The 18,793-nt window shown below is 33.9% G+C and carries 15 protein-coding genes; 4 read left to right on the forward strand and 11 right to left on the reverse strand.

The features are described 5' to 3' along the window. Positions 1-109: 109 nt before the first annotated feature. Complete coding sequence (locus LKACC16343_RS08925; RefSeq protein ID WP_082604474.1) at positions 110-1,414, reverse strand: LPXTG cell wall anchor domain-containing protein; 1,305 nt, start codon at positions 1,412-1,414, stop codon at positions 110-112. Between the two features lie 192 nt (positions 1,415-1,606). Here LKACC16343_RS08925 and LKACC16343_RS08930 point away from each other — a divergent pair, with 192 nt between their 5' ends. Then, positions 1,607-2,512, forward strand: a complete 906-nt coding sequence (locus LKACC16343_RS08930; protein WP_056950979.1) for a proline-specific peptidase family protein — start codon at positions 1,607-1,609, stop codon at positions 2,510-2,512. Between the two features lie 716 nt (positions 2,513-3,228). Here the strand turns inward: LKACC16343_RS08930 and ppk1 are convergent. Together ppk1 and LKACC16343_RS08945 are read right to left on the reverse strand one after the other, a co-directional pair. After that, the gene (ppk1, locus tag LKACC16343_RS08940) at positions 3,229-5,232 is read right to left on the reverse strand and encodes a polyphosphate kinase 1 (RefSeq protein ID WP_056950975.1); all 2,004 of its coding nucleotides are present in this window, start codon (positions 5,230-5,232) and stop codon (positions 3,229-3,231) included. A gap of 7 nt (positions 5,233-5,239) precedes the next feature. After that, positions 5,240-6,610, reverse strand: coding sequence for a DUF2252 domain-containing protein (locus tag LKACC16343_RS08945; protein WP_056950973.1), 1,371 nt, complete (start codon positions 6,608-6,610; stop codon positions 5,240-5,242). Positions 6,611-6,821: 211 nt separating this feature from the next. Here LKACC16343_RS08945 and LKACC16343_RS08950 point away from each other — a divergent pair, with 211 nt between their 5' ends. After that, positions 6,822-7,226 carry a MerR family transcriptional regulator gene (locus LKACC16343_RS08950; protein WP_056950971.1) on the forward strand — a complete coding sequence of 135 codons (405 nt, stop codon included), beginning with the start codon at positions 6,822-6,824 and terminating at the stop codon, positions 7,224-7,226. Between the two features lie 34 nt (positions 7,227-7,260). Here LKACC16343_RS08950 and LKACC16343_RS08955 read toward each other — a convergent pair whose 3' ends face one another. The 6 genes from LKACC16343_RS08955 to LKACC16343_RS08980 all read right to left on the reverse strand — a co-directional run bounded on the left by LKACC16343_RS08955 (position 7,261) and on the right by LKACC16343_RS08980 (position 12,557). Then, positions 7,261-8,100 carry a DNA/RNA non-specific endonuclease gene (locus tag LKACC16343_RS08955; RefSeq protein WP_056950968.1) on the reverse strand — a complete coding sequence of 280 codons (840 nt, stop codon included), beginning with the start codon at positions 8,098-8,100 and terminating at the stop codon, positions 7,261-7,263. Then, positions 8,100-8,825: a sunset domain-containing protein gene (locus LKACC16343_RS08960; protein WP_056950966.1), complete on the reverse strand. Its 726-nt coding sequence runs from the start codon at positions 8,823-8,825 to the stop codon at positions 8,100-8,102. The genes LKACC16343_RS08955 and LKACC16343_RS08960 overlap by 1 nt, the downstream gene beginning before the upstream one ends. Positions 8,826-8,957: 132 nt before the next feature. Continuing rightward, positions 8,958-9,734 carry a sugar phosphate isomerase/epimerase family protein gene (locus LKACC16343_RS08965; RefSeq protein ID WP_056950964.1) on the reverse strand — a complete coding sequence of 259 codons (777 nt, stop codon included), beginning with the start codon at positions 9,732-9,734 and terminating at the stop codon, positions 8,958-8,960. Positions 9,735-9,761: 27 nt separating this feature from the next. Beyond that, positions 9,762-10,079, reverse strand: coding sequence for a PTS sugar transporter subunit IIB (locus LKACC16343_RS08970; protein WP_056950961.1), 318 nt, complete (start codon positions 10,077-10,079; stop codon positions 9,762-9,764). A 21-nt stretch (positions 10,080-10,100) separates the two neighbouring features. Continuing rightward, entirely contained in the window at positions 10,101-11,198 is a 1,098-nt protein-coding gene (locus LKACC16343_RS08975; protein ID WP_056950960.1) for a DUF871 domain-containing protein, read from the reverse strand. Positions 11,199-11,234: 36 nt separating this feature from the next. Continuing rightward, entirely contained in the window at positions 11,235-12,557 is a 1,323-nt protein-coding gene (locus tag LKACC16343_RS08980; protein ID WP_056950958.1) for a PTS sugar transporter subunit IIC, read from the reverse strand. Between the two features lie 573 nt (positions 12,558-13,130). On the opposite strand from LKACC16343_RS08980, the gene LKACC16343_RS08985 reads away from it, so the two are divergent. After that, the gene (locus LKACC16343_RS08985; protein WP_056950956.1) at positions 13,131-14,189 is read left to right on the forward strand and encodes a LacI family DNA-binding transcriptional regulator; all 1,059 of its coding nucleotides are present in this window, start codon (positions 13,131-13,133) and stop codon (positions 14,187-14,189) included. A 33-nt stretch (positions 14,190-14,222) separates the two neighbouring features. On the opposite strand, the gene LKACC16343_RS08990 is transcribed toward LKACC16343_RS08985, so the two are convergent. Further along, positions 14,223-16,577 (reverse strand): glycoside hydrolase family 9 protein, encoded by a 2,355-nt coding sequence (locus LKACC16343_RS08990; protein WP_056950954.1) that lies wholly within the window; start codon positions 16,575-16,577, stop codon positions 14,223-14,225. After that, the gene (locus LKACC16343_RS08995) at positions 16,553-17,533 is read right to left on the reverse strand and encodes an ROK family protein (RefSeq protein WP_056950952.1); all 981 of its coding nucleotides are present in this window, start codon (positions 17,531-17,533) and stop codon (positions 16,553-16,555) included. Before LKACC16343_RS08995 ends, LKACC16343_RS08990 begins: the two co-directional genes overlap by 25 nt. A 175-nt stretch (positions 17,534-17,708) precedes the next feature. Between LKACC16343_RS08995 and LKACC16343_RS09000 the strand changes: the two genes are divergently transcribed. Next, the gene (locus LKACC16343_RS09000; RefSeq protein WP_056950950.1) at positions 17,709-18,770 is read left to right on the forward strand and encodes a LacI family DNA-binding transcriptional regulator; all 1,062 of its coding nucleotides are present in this window, start codon (positions 17,709-17,711) and stop codon (positions 18,768-18,770) included. Positions 18,771-18,793 lie beyond the last annotated feature (23 nt).

Below are 18,793 nucleotides of genomic sequence, written 5' to 3' on the forward strand. Positions count from 1 at the left end.
TAGGATAAGTGTGCACAGTACGTCCTAAACAGATGCCGTCATTTTATTTAAAAGATTTGGAAAGAAATCACCCACTAATCTGGAGCAAAAATTTTAACCAAATCCAAGATTATTTCTTCAAATATGTTGTTTTCAACAAAACAATCCAAAGTATCAAAAGCAAACCACCAATAATACCCAAAGCTGCATTCGTTTCCTCACCTGTTTGAGGTAACGTGCCGAGTGCCTTATTGTCATTAGTAGTTTTGTCAGTCTTGATATTCTTAGAATTGCTTAAACTGCTCAAATCTGATAACAATCCGGATACGTCAGAGCTACTTACAATTCCTGAAATATCTGAAGGATTAAAACCATCAAAGTTCAAATCAAAATTCAAATCTTTGTCGAGATTAAAATCAGGCAAATTCAAAGTTGCATTACCAGGAATCACTTTGCCTAAATCACTTAAATTATTAATTGGAAAATCAAATTTGAGATAATTACTGTCCCCTGAACTGGTAAAACTCAAATTAGTTGGTTTTTCATTATTAATATAATTCAATTGAATTGCATTGTTACCAAACTTTTTAGGATACTTGATCGTCATCTCTACATAATAAGTACCGTCAGGATTTTGCATCACCTTAGCTGTATTTGTAAAGTATGGTGAAATCATCGCCCCGTCGCCATCATCTTTAGCAACTTTATAAGTTAATTCTTTAATAACCGTTTTATCATTATCTGTTTGATTATTATTAGTTGTACTTGCTGTTTGTGAATTGGTAGTTTTAGGTGCCGTAATAATGTCGTTATCATTATCAGTACTCAAATCATTTTTAATACTATTAGCGGTATCTTTAGCATCAGCCAAAACTGACTTTGTTTCATCTTCCGCATCAGTGATTGATTTCAGACTATTCAAGAATGTATTAGATTTTTGACCATCTAAACTACTGGAATCAAATTTAAAATTAACTGTCGCCTTATCAACATTAAGATCTAACAATTTCGTCTGTACAGTTCCTGAAATTGGTTTGTCCAACTCACTCAAACTTTTAATATTAAAACTGATATCAAGATACTTTTTAGCATTCTTAGTGTATGTGCTTGAAACACTTGGTTGTTGATTATCAATTGTCGTTACTTTTAGACTAGTTAAATTGGAAACTTCTGCCGTCAATGTAACCTTATAGCTACCATCATCATTGGATGTTATATCTGCACTCTTGGTGAAGAATGCATCCATTGGTGAGAGTAAACTAGAATTTCCCCGATAAACTACATAATTAATTGTTCGTTCATTATTACTACTAGTATCTGCTTGAACTGTTTCTTCAACTGTATTTGGTGAATCTGAATCACTGATTCCTGACATGCCAAATATTCCTAAAAGCATCCCCACAGACAATAGACTAATAACCCACTTTTTCATCATATCGCCCCTTTATAAATGTATACCAATTTTATCATATATGTTATATCCATTTAAAATATTTACATCATAATTTCTCATAATAAAAATAAGATTTTCGTTAGAATTATTAAAATTATATTATAGAATATTTGAAATAACCTTAGATATAGATATATACTTATAACTATCATTTGCAGGAAGGTGACTTATCTTATGAAACAAGGAACAACAATTTTAACATTAGACAATGGCTATCATCTTTGGACTAACACTCAAGGTCATGGTGACATCAAATTGCTATGCCTCCACGGTGGACCCGGTGGAAACCACGAATACTGGGAAAACTTCGGTGAAAAATTAGCCGACTTAGGCGTTCAAGTAACCATGTACGATCAACTAGGATCATGGTATTCAGATCAACCCGACTATAGCGACCCCGAAATCGCTAAAAAATATCTGACATACGATTACTTCCTAGAAGAAGTTGAAGAAGTTAGACAAAAGCTAGGTTTAGATAACTTTTATCTAATCGGACAATCATGGGGTGGCGCATTAGTTCAAATGTACGCTGCTAAATATGGACAACACCTTAAAGGTGCCATCATCTCAAGTATGGTCGACGAAATTGATGAATACGTTAAGAGCGTTAACCAATGCCGTCTAGACACATTGGGACCTGACAAAGTTAAATATATGCAAGATATCGAAGCCAAAAACGACTTATCAGATCCTACATATCAAAGCTATGTTGATATTTTAAATGCTGAATATGTTGATCGTAAACAACCAACAGCCATCAGACATTTAGTCGACACAACAGCCACAGCCGTTTACAACACATTCCAAGGTGACAACGAATTCGTTATCACAGGTAAGTTAAAAGACTGGCACTTCAGAAAACACCTTAAAGAAATTACAGTGCCAACATTGTTGACATTTGGTGAACATGAAACAATGCCAATCGCAACAGCTAAGATCATGCAAAAAGAAATTCCACATGCACGCCTAGTAACAACACCAAATGGAGGACATCATCATATGATCGATAATGCTCCAGTTTACTTCGACCATTTGGAACAATTCATTAAAGACGTCGAAAGCGGCAATTTCAAAGATTAGAGAGCGTAGCAGGGGTGGTCAACCCATGAGGATTTGCCTAAGAATTGGAATTAGCCGCTGAACTTGCGGATGATTTCAGTTCTGTAGCAAACCACAATGGGTTACCCCTGCGCAGCTCGTTTCAAAAGAGCGTGGAACAAGGGCGCTCAGTCTCCGAGGATTTGCCTAGATATCGGAATTACACGCGCACTTGGCGTGTGATTCCGGTATCGTAGCAAACCACAGGAGGTTGCCCTTGTGGAACGCGTTTCCGCTATATTGCATAGAAGTTTGGTTATTATTGTTATCAAACAAAAAAATCCAAACTTAGCAATAACTAAGAAAACATGTTAAACTTAGTCTTTCAAATCTAACAAAAATAGCCACCCAGAAATGGGTGGTTATTTTTATACAATCAATTAAAAAATTTAACTATTTTCTAAATAAATCACTATGTGTACCAATCGCAACTAAATAAACTTCCTCGCCTATTTCGCTATACACTAAAAGATGGTCACCATTATGACCATCAAAATGTAATTCTAAAACCTGAATATTAATACCATGAATCCCAGCTCTATTCTTTAAAGACTGTACTTGAGAATTAGACAGAGTAATCGGGTGTACATAATAATATTTAGGAATTTTAACCGCGTTAATCAAACTATTGAATTTACACCTTATTTAAAAAGGCAAAAAAATAGAATTCACGACGAATTCTATATAAATCCCCAAATTTAATTTGTTTTAATGTACTTTCTCCACTTCAAGCGGCTTAGCCAAGTCTGTTGTGCAGAAATTCCATTGTCTTTCTCTTCTTTGACATAATCGCCATCGGAATCTAACCAATAAGAATTCTCTGTATCCTTCAAGAAGGTATTGATAATCTTATTTAATTTCAATTTTGATTTTTCCTCAACGATTGGAACAGCCAATTCAACACGACGATCAAGATTTCTAGTCATCATATCAGCTGACGAAATCCAAACATCCGTATGGTCACTACCATATTGGAATTTGAAGATTCGACTGTGTTCCAACAACTGCCCCACGATACTCTTTACACGAATATCCTCTTTTGGTCCACAGATACCAATCTTCAATGAACATGGACCTCTAACAATCATTCTAAATGGCAAACCTTGTCGAGCAGCTTTATAAATAGCATTAATAACCTCAACATCAGTTAAACCATTAACTTTCATGAAGACTCCACCTTGACCATCACGCAAATATGCTTCAGTAGCCAAACGGATATTTTCAATTATCATTTTCTTGATGCCATCTGGTGATGTCACTAGTAGATTATATTCAACTTTAGTTTCATTAACTAAGTGGTCAAAGAATCTCACAGCATCATCGATGTACATCTGATTACTTGTAAAATAGCTCAAATCGGAGAAACCATTAGCTGTGATTGCATTGTAGTTTCCAGTACCAATTTGAACATACCCTCTATTGTCGCCATGTAATACCAAACAGATTTTCGAATGGACTTTATTAACTTTGTCACCGAATAAGACTTGAACGCCTGCTTCACGTAGGAATTTCGTTACTTCGATATTATGGACTTCATCAAATCTAGCCTTCAGTTCAACAATAGCGGTAACCTCGATACCTTTTTCCGCAGCTTCTTTCAAAAGCCTCAACAAATCGGAATCTTTTTCAGTACGGTAAATTGTAATGAAAATCTTAGTCGTCTTTGGATCATGAACAGCCGCTTCTAAGTAATTAATGAAAACACTGTAAGAATCATAAGGATACTGAACTAATAATGACGAATGTTTCAAATAATCCAAAATATTCTTGGATGGATTCCACTTCAATGCCTTAAAAGCTGGGAAAATCAATTCCTTATGATCACGATAACGCTTGAAAAGTGTATTCAAAAACTTAATATCAACAGGACCAGGTATTTTGTAAACACTCTTCTTGCTGACATCAAATAGCTTAGCAAAATACTCACGACTATGGCTTTCACCGTTGCAAGCAAATTCCACACGCATAATATTACGCAATTCTCTAGTATCAACGTAATTGATCATCTTATTCAAATATTCATCGTCAGTCATATCTTTACTTAAAAAGTCGTATGGCTTGTTCTGATCATAAGTAACACGGAAAACATAAGTCTTCTTGATCTTATATTTTCTAATTAAATCAGTTGCGACATTACGAATAACATCTTCAATCAAAATATAGTGATTCTCGATACCAGTTTCCACTAGACGATCTAGATCTTCTGGAATTGGACTAGTGTAAATATGATGTGGCGTCTCCATCAACAAATTCAAATTGCGACGATACTTGTAAGTCTTAGAAAATCTCTGCATATCAAGCCGTGGCAAGATTTTTTTATTAAAATACTTTTTGACAGTCTTCTTTTCAGAATCTTTCAATTCATCGTACTTTAATATATAGAATAATTTTCTATCACGTGCGTCTTGCATTGATGCTTCATATTTTTTGTACTGCTTAGCAATATTTCTAGAGTTAAATTCATAAACCAAATTAAGAACTTCGTCACCAGTTAGATCAGTTCTCTTTTCAGTTTTATTATTAATAACCATACTATCAATATTGTGCATTCTTACTCGGAAGAATTCATCTAAGTTATTTGAAGCAATGGACAAAAAACGTAGTCTTTCTAAAAGTGGTACATCACTATCATAGGCTTGATCAATTACTCGGTTATCAAATAGTATCCAGCTTAAATCGCGATTATAAAATTTCCGTTTCATTTAATGACTACCCTTCATCTTTTAAATCCTTCTGAAATGATTCAAAGTCGTACTCCACTTGTTGAGCGTAACTGTTGGTAAAATTCATTAATGAGTTAGCTATGTCAGCATATTCTTCACCAAATCCAATAATTAAAGGATAGTTTGGTGAATGTGAATGCGCTCTGGCAAGGAGAATAACACAAACCTTTGTATAATCCTTGAAAGATTCAAAATCTAGTTTATCTAAATTAATAGATGATTTCATATCCTTAAATTGACGCATATAAAAACTATATTGCTCAGTATCAAAGGCTCCCAAGAATGGATCGGAAGCACTTTGCAGGATCAATTGACTGTTTACAATATTCTGACCCTGACTAACCTTGCTATCAAAATACAACTCGTCATTGTTATAGATAGGTAAAGCTTGCTTAGCTTGTAAAACTAAGTAGTTACTATCCAAATCTCTCAACAAAATTAAATAGCAAAGTGTACCTACACTGCCGACGCCGACACTATGGCGGACAATATCAATAATTTTAAAGTCTTCTAAGAACAGTCTAACATCGCTGCGTTGGTTTTTCTTATACTTTTCGTATCCATGGGCAACACTCTTATAATCTTTTTTGCTTATGTGTTGTGTGACTGGTTTATTCTCAACAAAACGACGTTGACCATCATTTACTTCAGTATATTTTTCAATAACCAATTTGGAGTTACTCTTTTGAGCCTTCTTGATACTTTTAGCAATCATATTGTTAAAAGATTCTTGGAAATACTCTTCATTATCTTTAAGCTTACCGAATATTTCCGTAATATTTTGAAGTGTATTAGGCAAAATAAAACGTTTCATTTCTGAAATTTTTGTCATGTGTTTCAACGTATCAAAATAAGTATCAACGACCGTTAAAAGGTACTCTTGAACGTCATTTTCATCAAAGCCATGTGAACGAGCAACTAAAAGCGCACTTACTAATAGACGTTTTAAGTCGTATTCCCAATGACCTAAATGGGCTTCATCAAAGTCGTTCATATCAAATAACAACTGTCCCTCAGATGAGCCATAGAAACCAAAGTTTCCTAAATGAGCATCCCCTCCGACCAAAACACGAATCCCACTATTCTCATTTCGTGAAAGATCGTAATGCATCACATCAACAGTTCCACGGAAGAATGCGAAGACAGATTTTGACATTCTTTGACGTTTAACTTCCAATAGTTCGGGAACTAACAACTTATTTTTGATATTTAATATTTTATGAATATTTCTTTTTTTAGGTTTAAATGTATTAAACGAATCAGAAACTGCCGTCGCAAAGAAACGACCTTTAATAATTAAGCGTTCGGTACTCTTAAACGCATCAGTATCCTGAAAAGTATATGGTGTATTAATCATGCCTTTATCACCTCAGTTTGTATTATACAATAGCTGACGCTGATAACTATTGTCTTTAAACACTTTTTTCTAAAAATATTATATTAGCCAAATATATTTTTTAAGTATAGTTTAACTTTTGTACAAATTTAATTTCTCCATAACGTACATTATTAAACTTTTAACTCGAAAAGGTGTCATCATAAGGTCGCATCAAGAAAGGTGTGATCATATGTTCAAAATTTCTGAAGCTAGTAAAAAAGTTAACCTACCTGTTGCCACAATTCGTTACTATGCGGAACTGAATATGATTCCCTCTCTAAAGAGAAATATTGAAAATCAACGTGTATTTGATGATGAGTCAATAACTTGGCTTGAAGGCATTAAATTTTTTCGTGAACTAGGCATGCCTATTGCTGAAATTAAAGAATATATCGAACTGAGTCAAAAAAATGGCAAAGGCGCTTTGATTAAGAGACATAAATTACTTATTAAACAGGAACAAAAGGCTCAAGATAACGTCACCCAGGCTCAAAATAACTTAGATGAGTTGAAACGTCGAATTACCTTAGAAGATGAAATCATTAAAGGTCACAAACAAGACAGTTTGAATCCAGCTCGTAGATTCAATCAATAAAAAAATCGGTCTTGATTAGACCGATTTTTTATTTTTAACCAACTTTGCTCGTTCCATCTGCGTAATTTATAGTAACGCCTGATTGAACATTGAATATATAAACGTTGAAATGAACTGCATTGTCACCAATGGATTGAGCTTCCATCTGAACACCACGAGCCAACAATTCATCTCCTCTAAAGATTGGTGTGACACGATATCTAATATAGTGAGAACTACTTTGTTTTAAATAATAAGCAATATCCATTTCATGGGCCAACATCTCTGGACTATTTAATGAACGTGTTCCTGTCATCAGATTCTTAGGATTATTATTCTGACCTGTTAATTGGTAACCAATCAAATGACTACGATTGTACAACCAACCACCGCTAATCCGTTTATTATGCCACCCAGTTGGATTCCAATGTAATGCTTCTCTCTTAGCTGATGGCATTTTTGATACGTTCAACAAAGCATTAGCAGCTGTTACCCGATTCAAATTATCCAAGTCACCATATTGATCCCAAGCACCTTTAGCTGTGCTCAAATCTTCCTGTGAAAAATTGGGCTTATTGTCATTGACGATAATTTCTTGAGTTCCATTATAATCTAGATTAGCTAAATCAGATGTATTAGATGTACTTTGAGTTGTCTTATTGTTATGCTTATCGATAAATTTTTGATCATCTGAAATCTTATCTTGCAACGACTCAATTGACTTCTTAAGCTTCTTATTCTTAGCTACTAATTTCTTAGTTTTCTTTTGATAAGAATAGTTCTTTACTATTTCTACTTTACTATGACTGTTTTCCGCAGCCTGACTTTCATTAGCACAAGCCGTTACAGAAGGAACTAACGCCAACAAAACTAATAATTTAGTAATTTTTTTCATTAGACTTTAGACCTCCTATAACCAGCATTGATAGCATCTTGCTCTGTATTGAAACGGACAGCATTAGACGAATTCATATTGTATCCTCGCTGACCAGGCACGTGATAAATGTGACTTCTTGAATTACCAATAATTGTTCCCGAACTGGCTGTGTTCATATCCCCTTGTTGAGAACTAGATTGTTGCGATTGTTCTTGTTGTGGCTGCTGAGTTTGTTGCTGTTGTTGTGCTTCTTGAGCCTGTTTTTGTTGTTGCTTTTGAGCGGCCTCTTGTTGTTTCTGAGCTTCCTTGGCCTGCTTTTCTTCTTGCTTCTTAGCAGCGGCTTGTTCCTCTTCAGCTTTTTGCTTAGCCTCGGCCTCTTTAGTCTCTATATCATCCCGTTGATTCTGTAGTTTATCTTCTTGCTTAGACAATTTCTTCTCTTTAGCAATCAAAGCCACATTCTCTTTTTTCGCAATATTGTATTTGTCTTTGCCTACATATTCGGTTTTCTTAGACACCTTCTCCGTCTTAGCGGAACTATCGGAACTAGAACTCTTTTCCGTACTCTCTCCTGTAACTCCAACTGCGATAAAAGAAATAACCATAATAGCAACACTAATCAATAATTTCTTTTGATCACGTTGTCTGACTTTAGTATTTTGTCTATGTTTAAACCATTTAAAAGCATAAACAAAAATAGCAACTAAAGATGCCATCAAAATTAATACCATGATGGTTTCCATCCCCTTAACCCCCTTTTTACTTGTATATCTACATGATATAGGAGTAAAAAAGCCTAAACAAGACAAAAAAATAGGGCATTTTGATATGTCCTATTATTAATTATTTTGTATTATCCAAAATACCACCAAATACTATTGATACTTAATTAATTCTTTTAACGAATCATTCATTACATCAAATATATTTCCTAGTTTTGTTGATTCCGGCTCAACTACTAACCAATCAGTACCACTACATTCGGCAGCTTTTTTAATGTCAGACCATTTATTTTCATCCTTAATTGATCCTAAAGGCACATCATATCGTAACAACTTGGAATATGGTTTACAGTGTACAAATTGAACTCGATTTTTTAGTTTATTTATATATACCACAGGTGATTGGCCACCTTCAATACAATTTCCTGTATCAACTTCAATTCCCACACTATCATCTATATACTTTAATAAAATTTCCAAGGATGGAACCGTATTTTCTATTGGTTCACCATAATCGTATGCATGCGTATGATATGTTAGATCCATACCACAATCAATCAGTTCCTTATTGATTTCATTAATTCTTTTAGTATGCTTTTTCCACATTTCAACAGTATTTTCCGTAACTTTGTGACCTGATTCCCATGGACCACCTAAAGCATCAATAATTAAATGTTTATTACCAAGTCTCTGTTGATAATTAATCGTAGAGGTTAAAGTTGACGCCTGCATCTCTCTCCATGGTAATTGATATCCTGTTAATACTAAGCCACTTTGATCGATTATTTGTTTTAATTCATCAGCTGAAAATTTTGACACACCAAACATTTCAATTCCTCTATAACCCATATCCTTTAATTTAGATAATGTACCTAGGGAATCATTATTATATTCAGATAATACTGGAAAAAGTTCAGCTGCATATTCCATTTCAATTAGTCTCTTTTCTTAATTTAATTACTTACTTGCTGCAACAAGTTTTTTAGCAGTTTCCAAGACATTCTCACCATTCATCATTCCGTAATCCATAGTATTGATCATTTCAACGGGTACATCTAATTTTTCTTTCAATTCAGGAACTACATATCTTACTTGAGGTCCAATCAATACTACATCCGGATGTTTCTTATCCATTTCACTAGGAATTGTTTTAACTGCTCCCGCAAATACTACTGCATCTAATCCTTGTTTATCAGCGGCATCTTGCATTCTTTTAGCAAGTAAACTTGTTGACATACCGTTTCCACAAGCTAACATTATTGTTAATTTTTCCATAATTCAACATCTCCATAGATTCTATAATTTATCTTCATTACTCAAATTAAAATTACTCCAAGGTTTTAGATAATCAAGCAAGAATAATTCCTTTTCAGTTATATGCCCCACCACATTTGCACGTCCATCGTTAGGCATCGATTGCAAAGCAATCTCTACTTCCGCTTTATATTGTCCATAATCATTGTTATCAATCAAAATATCTCCGCGCTTGATATCACTAGTATTATGTGCTGGAATATCCTCTTTAGCATATTTCATACGCATTTCAGAACTTCTTATAATGTACTCACTACGATCTCCACGATATGTATGTTGATTATCAAATACTATTGCACGTTCCAACGGAGTTATATCAGAAATGGGAGAAACTTTTATAACTGGATAAAGCGAATTAAAGGCTTCACTCATTTCTTTTAATTCATCTTCACTTGCATAAGCATTTCCAATAATAATGTCATTAATAGAACCCATAAGTACCAAATGTTTAACTTGGGTTGCAATTTCTAATCCACGATGATTTTCTATTGTTGGTAATCCATCTTGTGTTGGCCATGGGCCAAATGTGGCATTTTGAGAATTAACAAAGACTGCCGTGTTAATTCCATACTTGTTAAATGACTCTGTCGTTTGCTTAAAAAAATCTACTCCTAAACCTGAAAAACGATGTGGATAGAAGTTATGGCATCCTAAAAGATTATCTTTATCAGGTGAAAATGACATGATATTATCAATTTGTTTAGTACCTTGAGACATATTAATTTCAATTTTTAGTCCATATGGATTATGCGTCATTTGAGCTTCTGCCAAACCATTGAAACCTACATCCAATCTAATACCCCAGGCTCCCAAATCATGAAAAAAAGATAAATTGTCATAACTGATTCCTAATTGTTTGAAAAGGCCTGGATTTATATCAATAATTACTTGCATACCCAAGGAATTGGCATGATTTACTACCTTCCTGAACTCTGATAGAACTTCATCCTTATTACCTTTTATTTCTAGTAATGAAGTAAAGACCCTTTTAAAGCCATACTTTGCAGCCAAATCTAGATATGCCATATCTTTCTCATAAGTTGATCTTTCAGGATAAACAGATACCCCTAATTTTCCCATTTTTATCTTCCTCTCCATTTACTAGAGCTTAATTTTCTATGCTTCTTTAGATAAATCTATGCCTTCGGCTGCAGCTTCTTGAATCTTTTGTTGCTTATTTTGTGCCATTAAGAATGGTAGATAAATTAGAATATCAATAACAAGATTAAAGGCCTGAAGTGCTGATCCCATAAAACTGTTTGTTGCAAGGAATCCGGAAATAATTGGAGGCATTGTCCAAGGAACAACCGCTCCGATACATAATGGAACTATTCCCATGGCCATTGCAAAATAAGTTGTACATGCATTGAACATTGGTGCAATTAGGAAAGGAATTATCAAACTCGTATTCAAAACAATAGGCATACCAAACATGGTTGGCTCATTAATATTGAAAATACCTGGAGTTACAGTAATTGGTGCTAAAACTTGTAGTTGTTTACTTGCCTTTTTCATACTTACTAAAATTGCAATACCCAATACTAATCCAAGAGTGGCACCACCACCACCCATGTAAACAAAGTTATCAATAAATGGAGCGGCAATAATTTTTCCACCATGAGCTAAAGTTAATTTACCAGCTTTAAAAAGAACACGGTTAGCATCAGTATTCATTAACCAAATTGGTGACATAATACTATTAACAATACTTGAACCATGAATACCGATGAACCAGAAAGCACTGTTTAGGAATACAGCTATCAATGTTCCGCCTAGAGTTCCACCTAAAAATCCTAATGGTTTAGATAATACATGGAGTAATAAATCATGAACGTTTCCTAAACCTAACCATCCAAAGATTGCATAAATTAAACCAAACAATGAAATGATTACAGCTCCGGGAATCAATGCACTAAAACTTTTTGATACAGCTGAAGGCACTGTTTCTGGCATTTTAATTTGAATATCATGATTAATAAACCATTGGAAAATACCACCAGTAATTAAACCAATAATGATGGCAATGAATAATCCCTTCGAACCAAGGTAATCATAAGGCATTCCTTCTGAAATCACTTTACCACTAGTAAAAATACTAGGTGTAATGGCGAAATATGAAGCAATGGCGATAATACCAGCTGATTGACCATCAGTTTCATGATATGCTGCATAGCTAGATGCAATACCATAACAACTGATAACTCCCAATAGGCCAAATGAAGCATTAACAATCTTATTAAATAAATCTGCTATTGCAATACCACGAATCGACGTAGCTGCAATCCATGTAGTCCAAGCATCAATAGGAAAGCTCCCTGCAATTAAGAAGATTGATCCAACAATGATTAATGGCATACTCATAGCAATACCATCACGGATAGCCTTCAAGGGTTTAAACTGACTTAATATTTCAGCAATAGGCAACAAATGTTTTGAAATAAATTCATCAAAACTAGCCCCATTTTTTTACTCATGATAAAACTCCTCTTATTTTTTCCTCATTTAGTTCTGAGAATTATACTTATTTCGAAACTTTAAGGTTTATTCTCAATAACATAATTTGTTATCCTCTTATACAATTTGGAACCTTCACTCCGTATAACCAATTTTTAGATTCAAAATTAAATAATTTCATTATTAATTGGTAACGTTACCAATTAATTTTAAAAAAATATATTCATTACTAAAATAAAATTCTGTCGTAAAAATATAATTTTGTAAATTAACCCTTAGAGCTTGAAACCTTAGTAATATTAAAGTAAAAATTTTTCCTAATGTGCTAATTATTCAATCTCACAATTTATAATATCAATAAGTCTTTTTGAACCTTAAATTTTATATAGTAACGTTTCCAAATTGTTTAATAGTCGAAATAAGCGCTTTCATTCAACAAATTCATTGTATCACCTTACTATTCAGTGTCAATATATATTTGGTAACATTACCAAATAAAATTATTGTCATGATATTATATAAGGTCTAGAATTATTCTTATAGATTGGAGTGACTCACATGGCCCACATAACAATAAAGGAAATCGCCAAACTTTCTGGTACCTCAGTATCTACTGTATCTAGAGTTCTAAATAATAGTCCTTCTGTATCTCCTGCTAAACGTGCAAAAATCAAGAATATCATTGAACAAACACACTTCCAACCAAGTATGCTGGCTCGTGGTATGGTTTCCAGAAAAACAAATACCTTAGCAGTAGTAATTTCAGACATTAACAATCCTTATTTCACTGATTTACTTTCCCAAATCGGTGAGATCGCTCATAGATCTGGATACACACTTCTATTAATTAACACCATGACTGCTGGTAATAATTCCAAAAATAGTGTGCAAATTGAAATTGACGCTTTTCAAAGTATTGAGGAACGTAAGGTTGACGGCGTTCTTATTTTGGGTGGGGAAATTGATAAAGAAGAAATTAATAAAAATTATATCGAAGCCTTAAATATCTTGAACGAACACATTCCTGTCGTTATTATTGGTCAAAAGGTTAACGGTTGTAATGCAACGTTCGTGGAACGAAATCAATCTCAGAGTGTTTCTATTATTACTAGACACTTATTAGCTTTGGGGCATAAAAATTTAGCATTCATCGGAGGCCAGCCCGGCATTAGGGTCACTAGTCAAAGGGTTAACGAGTTTAAAAAAGTTCTAAATATCTATTCTCCATCTAAAAATCAGCAAGTTATCTTAACGGATTTTTATACTCAGTCGGGATATGACGCTATAACTGAGTTGCTTAATTCCAGAAAGCCTCTTCCAGAAGCCATAGTGGCCATTAACGATCAAGTGGCTTTTGGAGCTATCCGTTGCTTACAAGATCATCAAATAGAAGTGCCTACTGATATTGCCCTTGGTAGCTGTGATGAATTTCCAGGTAGTGAGTTTATGATTCCCAGAATTACAACTGTTAATCAGCATAATGAAAAACTTGGAAAAATTGCACTGTTTTACTTGTTTAATTTAATTGAAAACAAGGACTTCGAAACAATTGAAACAAACGATTTGCCTGAACTAATAATACGTGAATCATGTGGAGCTCATTTACTAAATAAATAAAAAATTGGAAATCTATTTAAGATTTCCAATTTTTTACTTTAAAAGTTCCGAAACGGTGGATAGCCATTTCGTAGCCGAAACTATCCAAACTTCTTTATACGTTGCATTATTGAATTGTGGCCAATATGGTACGTCTTTATTACCCTTTGTTTCAATTCCTACAGGTAATTCTCCTATCATATCATCTGATGAAGTGGAGTACTCTTGTTGATAATTATGACCCTCGCCAAACATCAATGACTGATCAAACGGATTATTCCCTATAATCCAGCGTAATTGTCCATTGGCTAAATTTAGCAAGTCATTATTTTTAAGAACTCTTCCCATAATTGCCGCTGAATTCCCCATTGATAAAAGTACAGCATTATTACCCCTAAAAGAGAACCAGACCGGAAATCTTTTAACATAAAGTCCTTTAGAAATTTGTACTCCTTGTTTCAATTGTTCTTTGTAATCTTGATACGCAGTGTTATCAATTAAGAGATGCTGTTTGTTGAAACTTTCTTTATCCAAATTTTCCGTCTCAAAATAAACGCCACTTGCAATCATTGGATAAGGATAAGTGAATTTCTTTAGGAATAATAAATAACTGCCATAATCTCTTGCACGTTCACACCAAATATCATGTAAAACATCCGATACAGGGAGCTTCAAGGATATCTCAAAAGCTTGGACAAACAAGGCCTCACGAGCCTGATGATTAAAATGTTGAAATACTTTATGTTTAGCATCGCGGTAAAACATTCCTTTTAGGATAGTCTTATCAGTTAAAGTAATTCCATCAGATTCCTGACAATTTATCATACGATTCATAAATTCAATCAGTACACTCAAATATCGTCCATCGTTCGTTATTTGATAACAGTGACCTGCCGCAATAACGATAGTTGCATCATAAATTGATTTAGAAGTACTGTAGGTATGTTCCCACATGACCGGTTCTTCTTCATATGGACTTCGTTTAAATTTATTCAACGCCACTTCAAAATATGAAACTGCCAAATCGGCCAAGCGTTTTTGCATCTCAAAATCCAAATTATTCTGTTGAACAATATCAGCTAAAATGCTGCTCAACAGAAAATTTTCATAAGGATTATCATGGACACGTGCAGTAGCATCATCCATCGTTCCAATCTTATTGTCAGTCCACCTAGATACTCCAGCACTAGTAGCATGAAATCCTTTTCCAAAGTCCGTTTTGAGAATAAAATCTATTCCCCAGCATCCCTCTTCAACTAACCTTTTTGATAATTTTGTATTTTTAACATTCTCAGCCATCTTAAATAAGGCTTGAGTTGCTTCTGCTGTATGAATTAGTTGTTGTGATAAATCACCCGCATCATGCCAACCTCCATTATAACTAATAGTTTTATTATCTTTTTGAGCCACTACATCTTCATGACAGGTCCCATGAATTCCCGGTATCGGAAAACCACAACGTTCTCCATATATAAAATTCAAGACCTTAGGAACAGTATTCTCCCAGATATTTCTATATGAACCAATCCTAAATGATCTTGTTGCTAGACTTCCGCATACGATTTGGTAATCTCCAGATTTTTTTACTTCAGAAAAATCCAGCACCTTAAAAATTCCCATATCATTTTGAATTTGTCTTATTTTTCCGTTATAAATATTCTTTTTAGAATTAGCATCAATAATAGAAAATTCATTACTATCATTTCGATCATTTATTACCGCAATCTTGCTTTCACCATTTTCGTAACCATCATGAGAGTAACTAATACCATCTGGTGTCCAGCCTTGCGTAGTTACATAATCATCAATTTTCTGTAACTCAATTTCTTTAATTTTGACATTATATTTACCCGAAATGTTCATATAAGAACCGTTAGCTTCCCAATTAAAATCAATTTCGGTAATCTCATCTCTTGGTAAATCTGATATATTCAAAAAGTACGTCTTTTTTAAATGATTACTCAAGTTGATAACATGATAACCTTCTCGATTGTATTGATCAGGTATTCTTTGTTTACCTTGATTATGAATTTCAAAAATTACATTAGGATTAATGACATTGGTGCATTCAGAATCAATCACAAATGATATGCGATTATAGTTTTCCCAGTTTTCATGGTCGATCATTAACGTTGCTTTAGTATTTCCATAGCCAACATAATCTCCATCAGTAGGATCTCCTGGAGCCCATGTATCAAATCTTGTGGGAGATTCTAAAATAAAACCACCGTCTGATTCTTTCTCCAAACTACCTCTACCCACGTGCTTCCATTCGTTTTCTTTAGATGGACCAATTACTTTTTTTCTAGAAATTTTTTTAACCATTTCTTTTGAATCAATACCTTCAGGAATTTTTATTAATTGGTGAAGCAAGTTAGTTTGTTCTAATAGTTTATCGACTGTTGACATATTCTTTGCTCCTTACTATTTAGCTTTTCGATAGCAAATAATGCGCATCCCTTTAAAGTTATTAAGTTAGGATTTAATTTTGAATTCTTAACACCATATTTAACAAATCGCATTGTTTGTGGTTCCAAGAATTTTTGTAAATGTTCTAAATACCATCCACCAGTAGTTACTCCACCACCAAATCGAATTGCCTGAGGATTCATAATTCTCACAAGATTCATAACCATATTGCTAGTGGCTTGGAGCGATTGATTGACAACTACTAAAGCTAGAGGGTCTTTCAGATCATAAGCATCAAATAAATCTTTAGCCGATACTCGTTCATTTGGTAATACTTTTAGGTTGGTTTTATAATCCTCTAATAATTCATGAGCTCTGTTAGACATGCCCAGACCTGAAGCCAATGGCTCTACACATCCCTTACGACCGCAAATACATTTGACATTGCTTTCCGAATCCACGACCATATGACCAAATTCACCAGCATCATAATCCTTGCCAAAAATAATTTTTCCATCAGTAACAGCTCTACCCGCAATACCAGTTCCGATACTTAAATAGATAAAATTTTTGGTAGCGTTACCAATTCCAAGCAAATTTTCAGCTACTGTCGCTGCCACCAAATCATTTAATACATAACATGGAAGTTGAAATCTACTTTGAATTATTTCAGAAATGTTAATTTTCTCTTTGTTAGTGGGATCTATTTCATACCAAATACCATCATAGCTGTTAACCCGTCCTACTGTATCAATAGATATTGCTTTGATATTACCAACAACATAATTATCCATGTATTCATCAATAATATCAATTAATTGTTCAATGGCAGCTCTTTGAGAAGAAATATTAGATGGCTGTTTAATTCTATTTAAAATTTCACCATTCAAATCAGTTTCACCAATTAGAATTTTGTTTCCTCCTATATCAATGGCCAATATTGTGTCTTTATTCATATGCTTTTCCTTTTTTGGAAACGTTCCTATTTTTGTTTAAGCGCTTTCAAATACAATTAAATCTTAATTCTATGCAATAATTATGTCAACCATGTTTTTGGAAACCTTACCAAATTTATCTTGTCTATTGTTTTCGTTTGTTTTACACTTTATTTAATTCAACGAGGTTATAATTATGAAAAATAATATTACTATTAAAGAAATAGCCAAAATGGCTGATACATCAGTCTCTACGGTCTCCCGTGTATTAAATAACAGTCCTTCCGTCTCCAAAGAAAAACGTGAAAGAATCAAAAAAGTAATAGCCAATAATAATTTCCAGCCTAACATGTTAGCTCGTGGTATGGTTTCCAACAAAACTCAAACTTTGGCCGTGGTAGTATCAGACATCAACAATCCTTACTTCACTGATTTAATATCTCAAATCGAAGTCATCAGTCGTAAAAATAATTATACGCTTCTCTTAATCAACACTATGACCGCCAGTAAAAACGCTCCAGAAGTCAATGTCCAATTGGAGATTGAAGCCTTTAAAAACATTTCTGAACGACATGTTGATGGAGTTTTACTATTAGGTGGTGAAATTGACCGTGATCTTGTCGATAAGACCTACTTAAATTCATTAAATGAATTAAATGAGCAAATACCAATCGTTATTATTGGTCAAAAAGTAAAAGGGTGCAAAGCTCTATTTGTAGAAAGAGATCAATTCCTCAGCGCTGAATTAATCACCCAACACTTATTAGCACTTGGACATAAAAGGATAGCCTTTATTGGCGGTGAGCCTGGAATTAAGGTTACTACCCAGAGATTGACAGCATTTAAAAAAATCATGAATATTTATTCTCAGATTGATGATAAATTGATTATTCTTAATGACTATTATTCACAATCTGGATATGACGGTATGAATCATTTATTCGATTCGATTGAAGTCTTACCTGATGCAGTAGTAGCCATAAACGATCGTGTCGCTTGGGGTATTTTTAGATCTTTACAGGATCATAATTTAAAATCCCCTGATGATATTGCAGTCGGTAGTTGTGATTCTTTTCCTAATGGTGAATTCATGGTACCTAGAATAACAACCGTCAACCAACATAACGAATCTCTGGGAAAAATAGCACTTCATTATTTATTTCAATTAATGAATCATGATGTGCTTGAAAATACAGAAGAAACCCATTTTCCAGAACTAATAATTCGTGAATCGTGTGGCGCCAAAAAAACAGAATAATTTATATATAAGGGAGAAAAAAC

The sequence above is a fragment of the Companilactobacillus bobalius genome (genome assembly GCF_002179915.1).
In the GTDB taxonomy this organism is placed as follows: domain Bacteria; phylum Bacillota; class Bacilli; order Lactobacillales; family Lactobacillaceae; genus Companilactobacillus; species Companilactobacillus bobalius.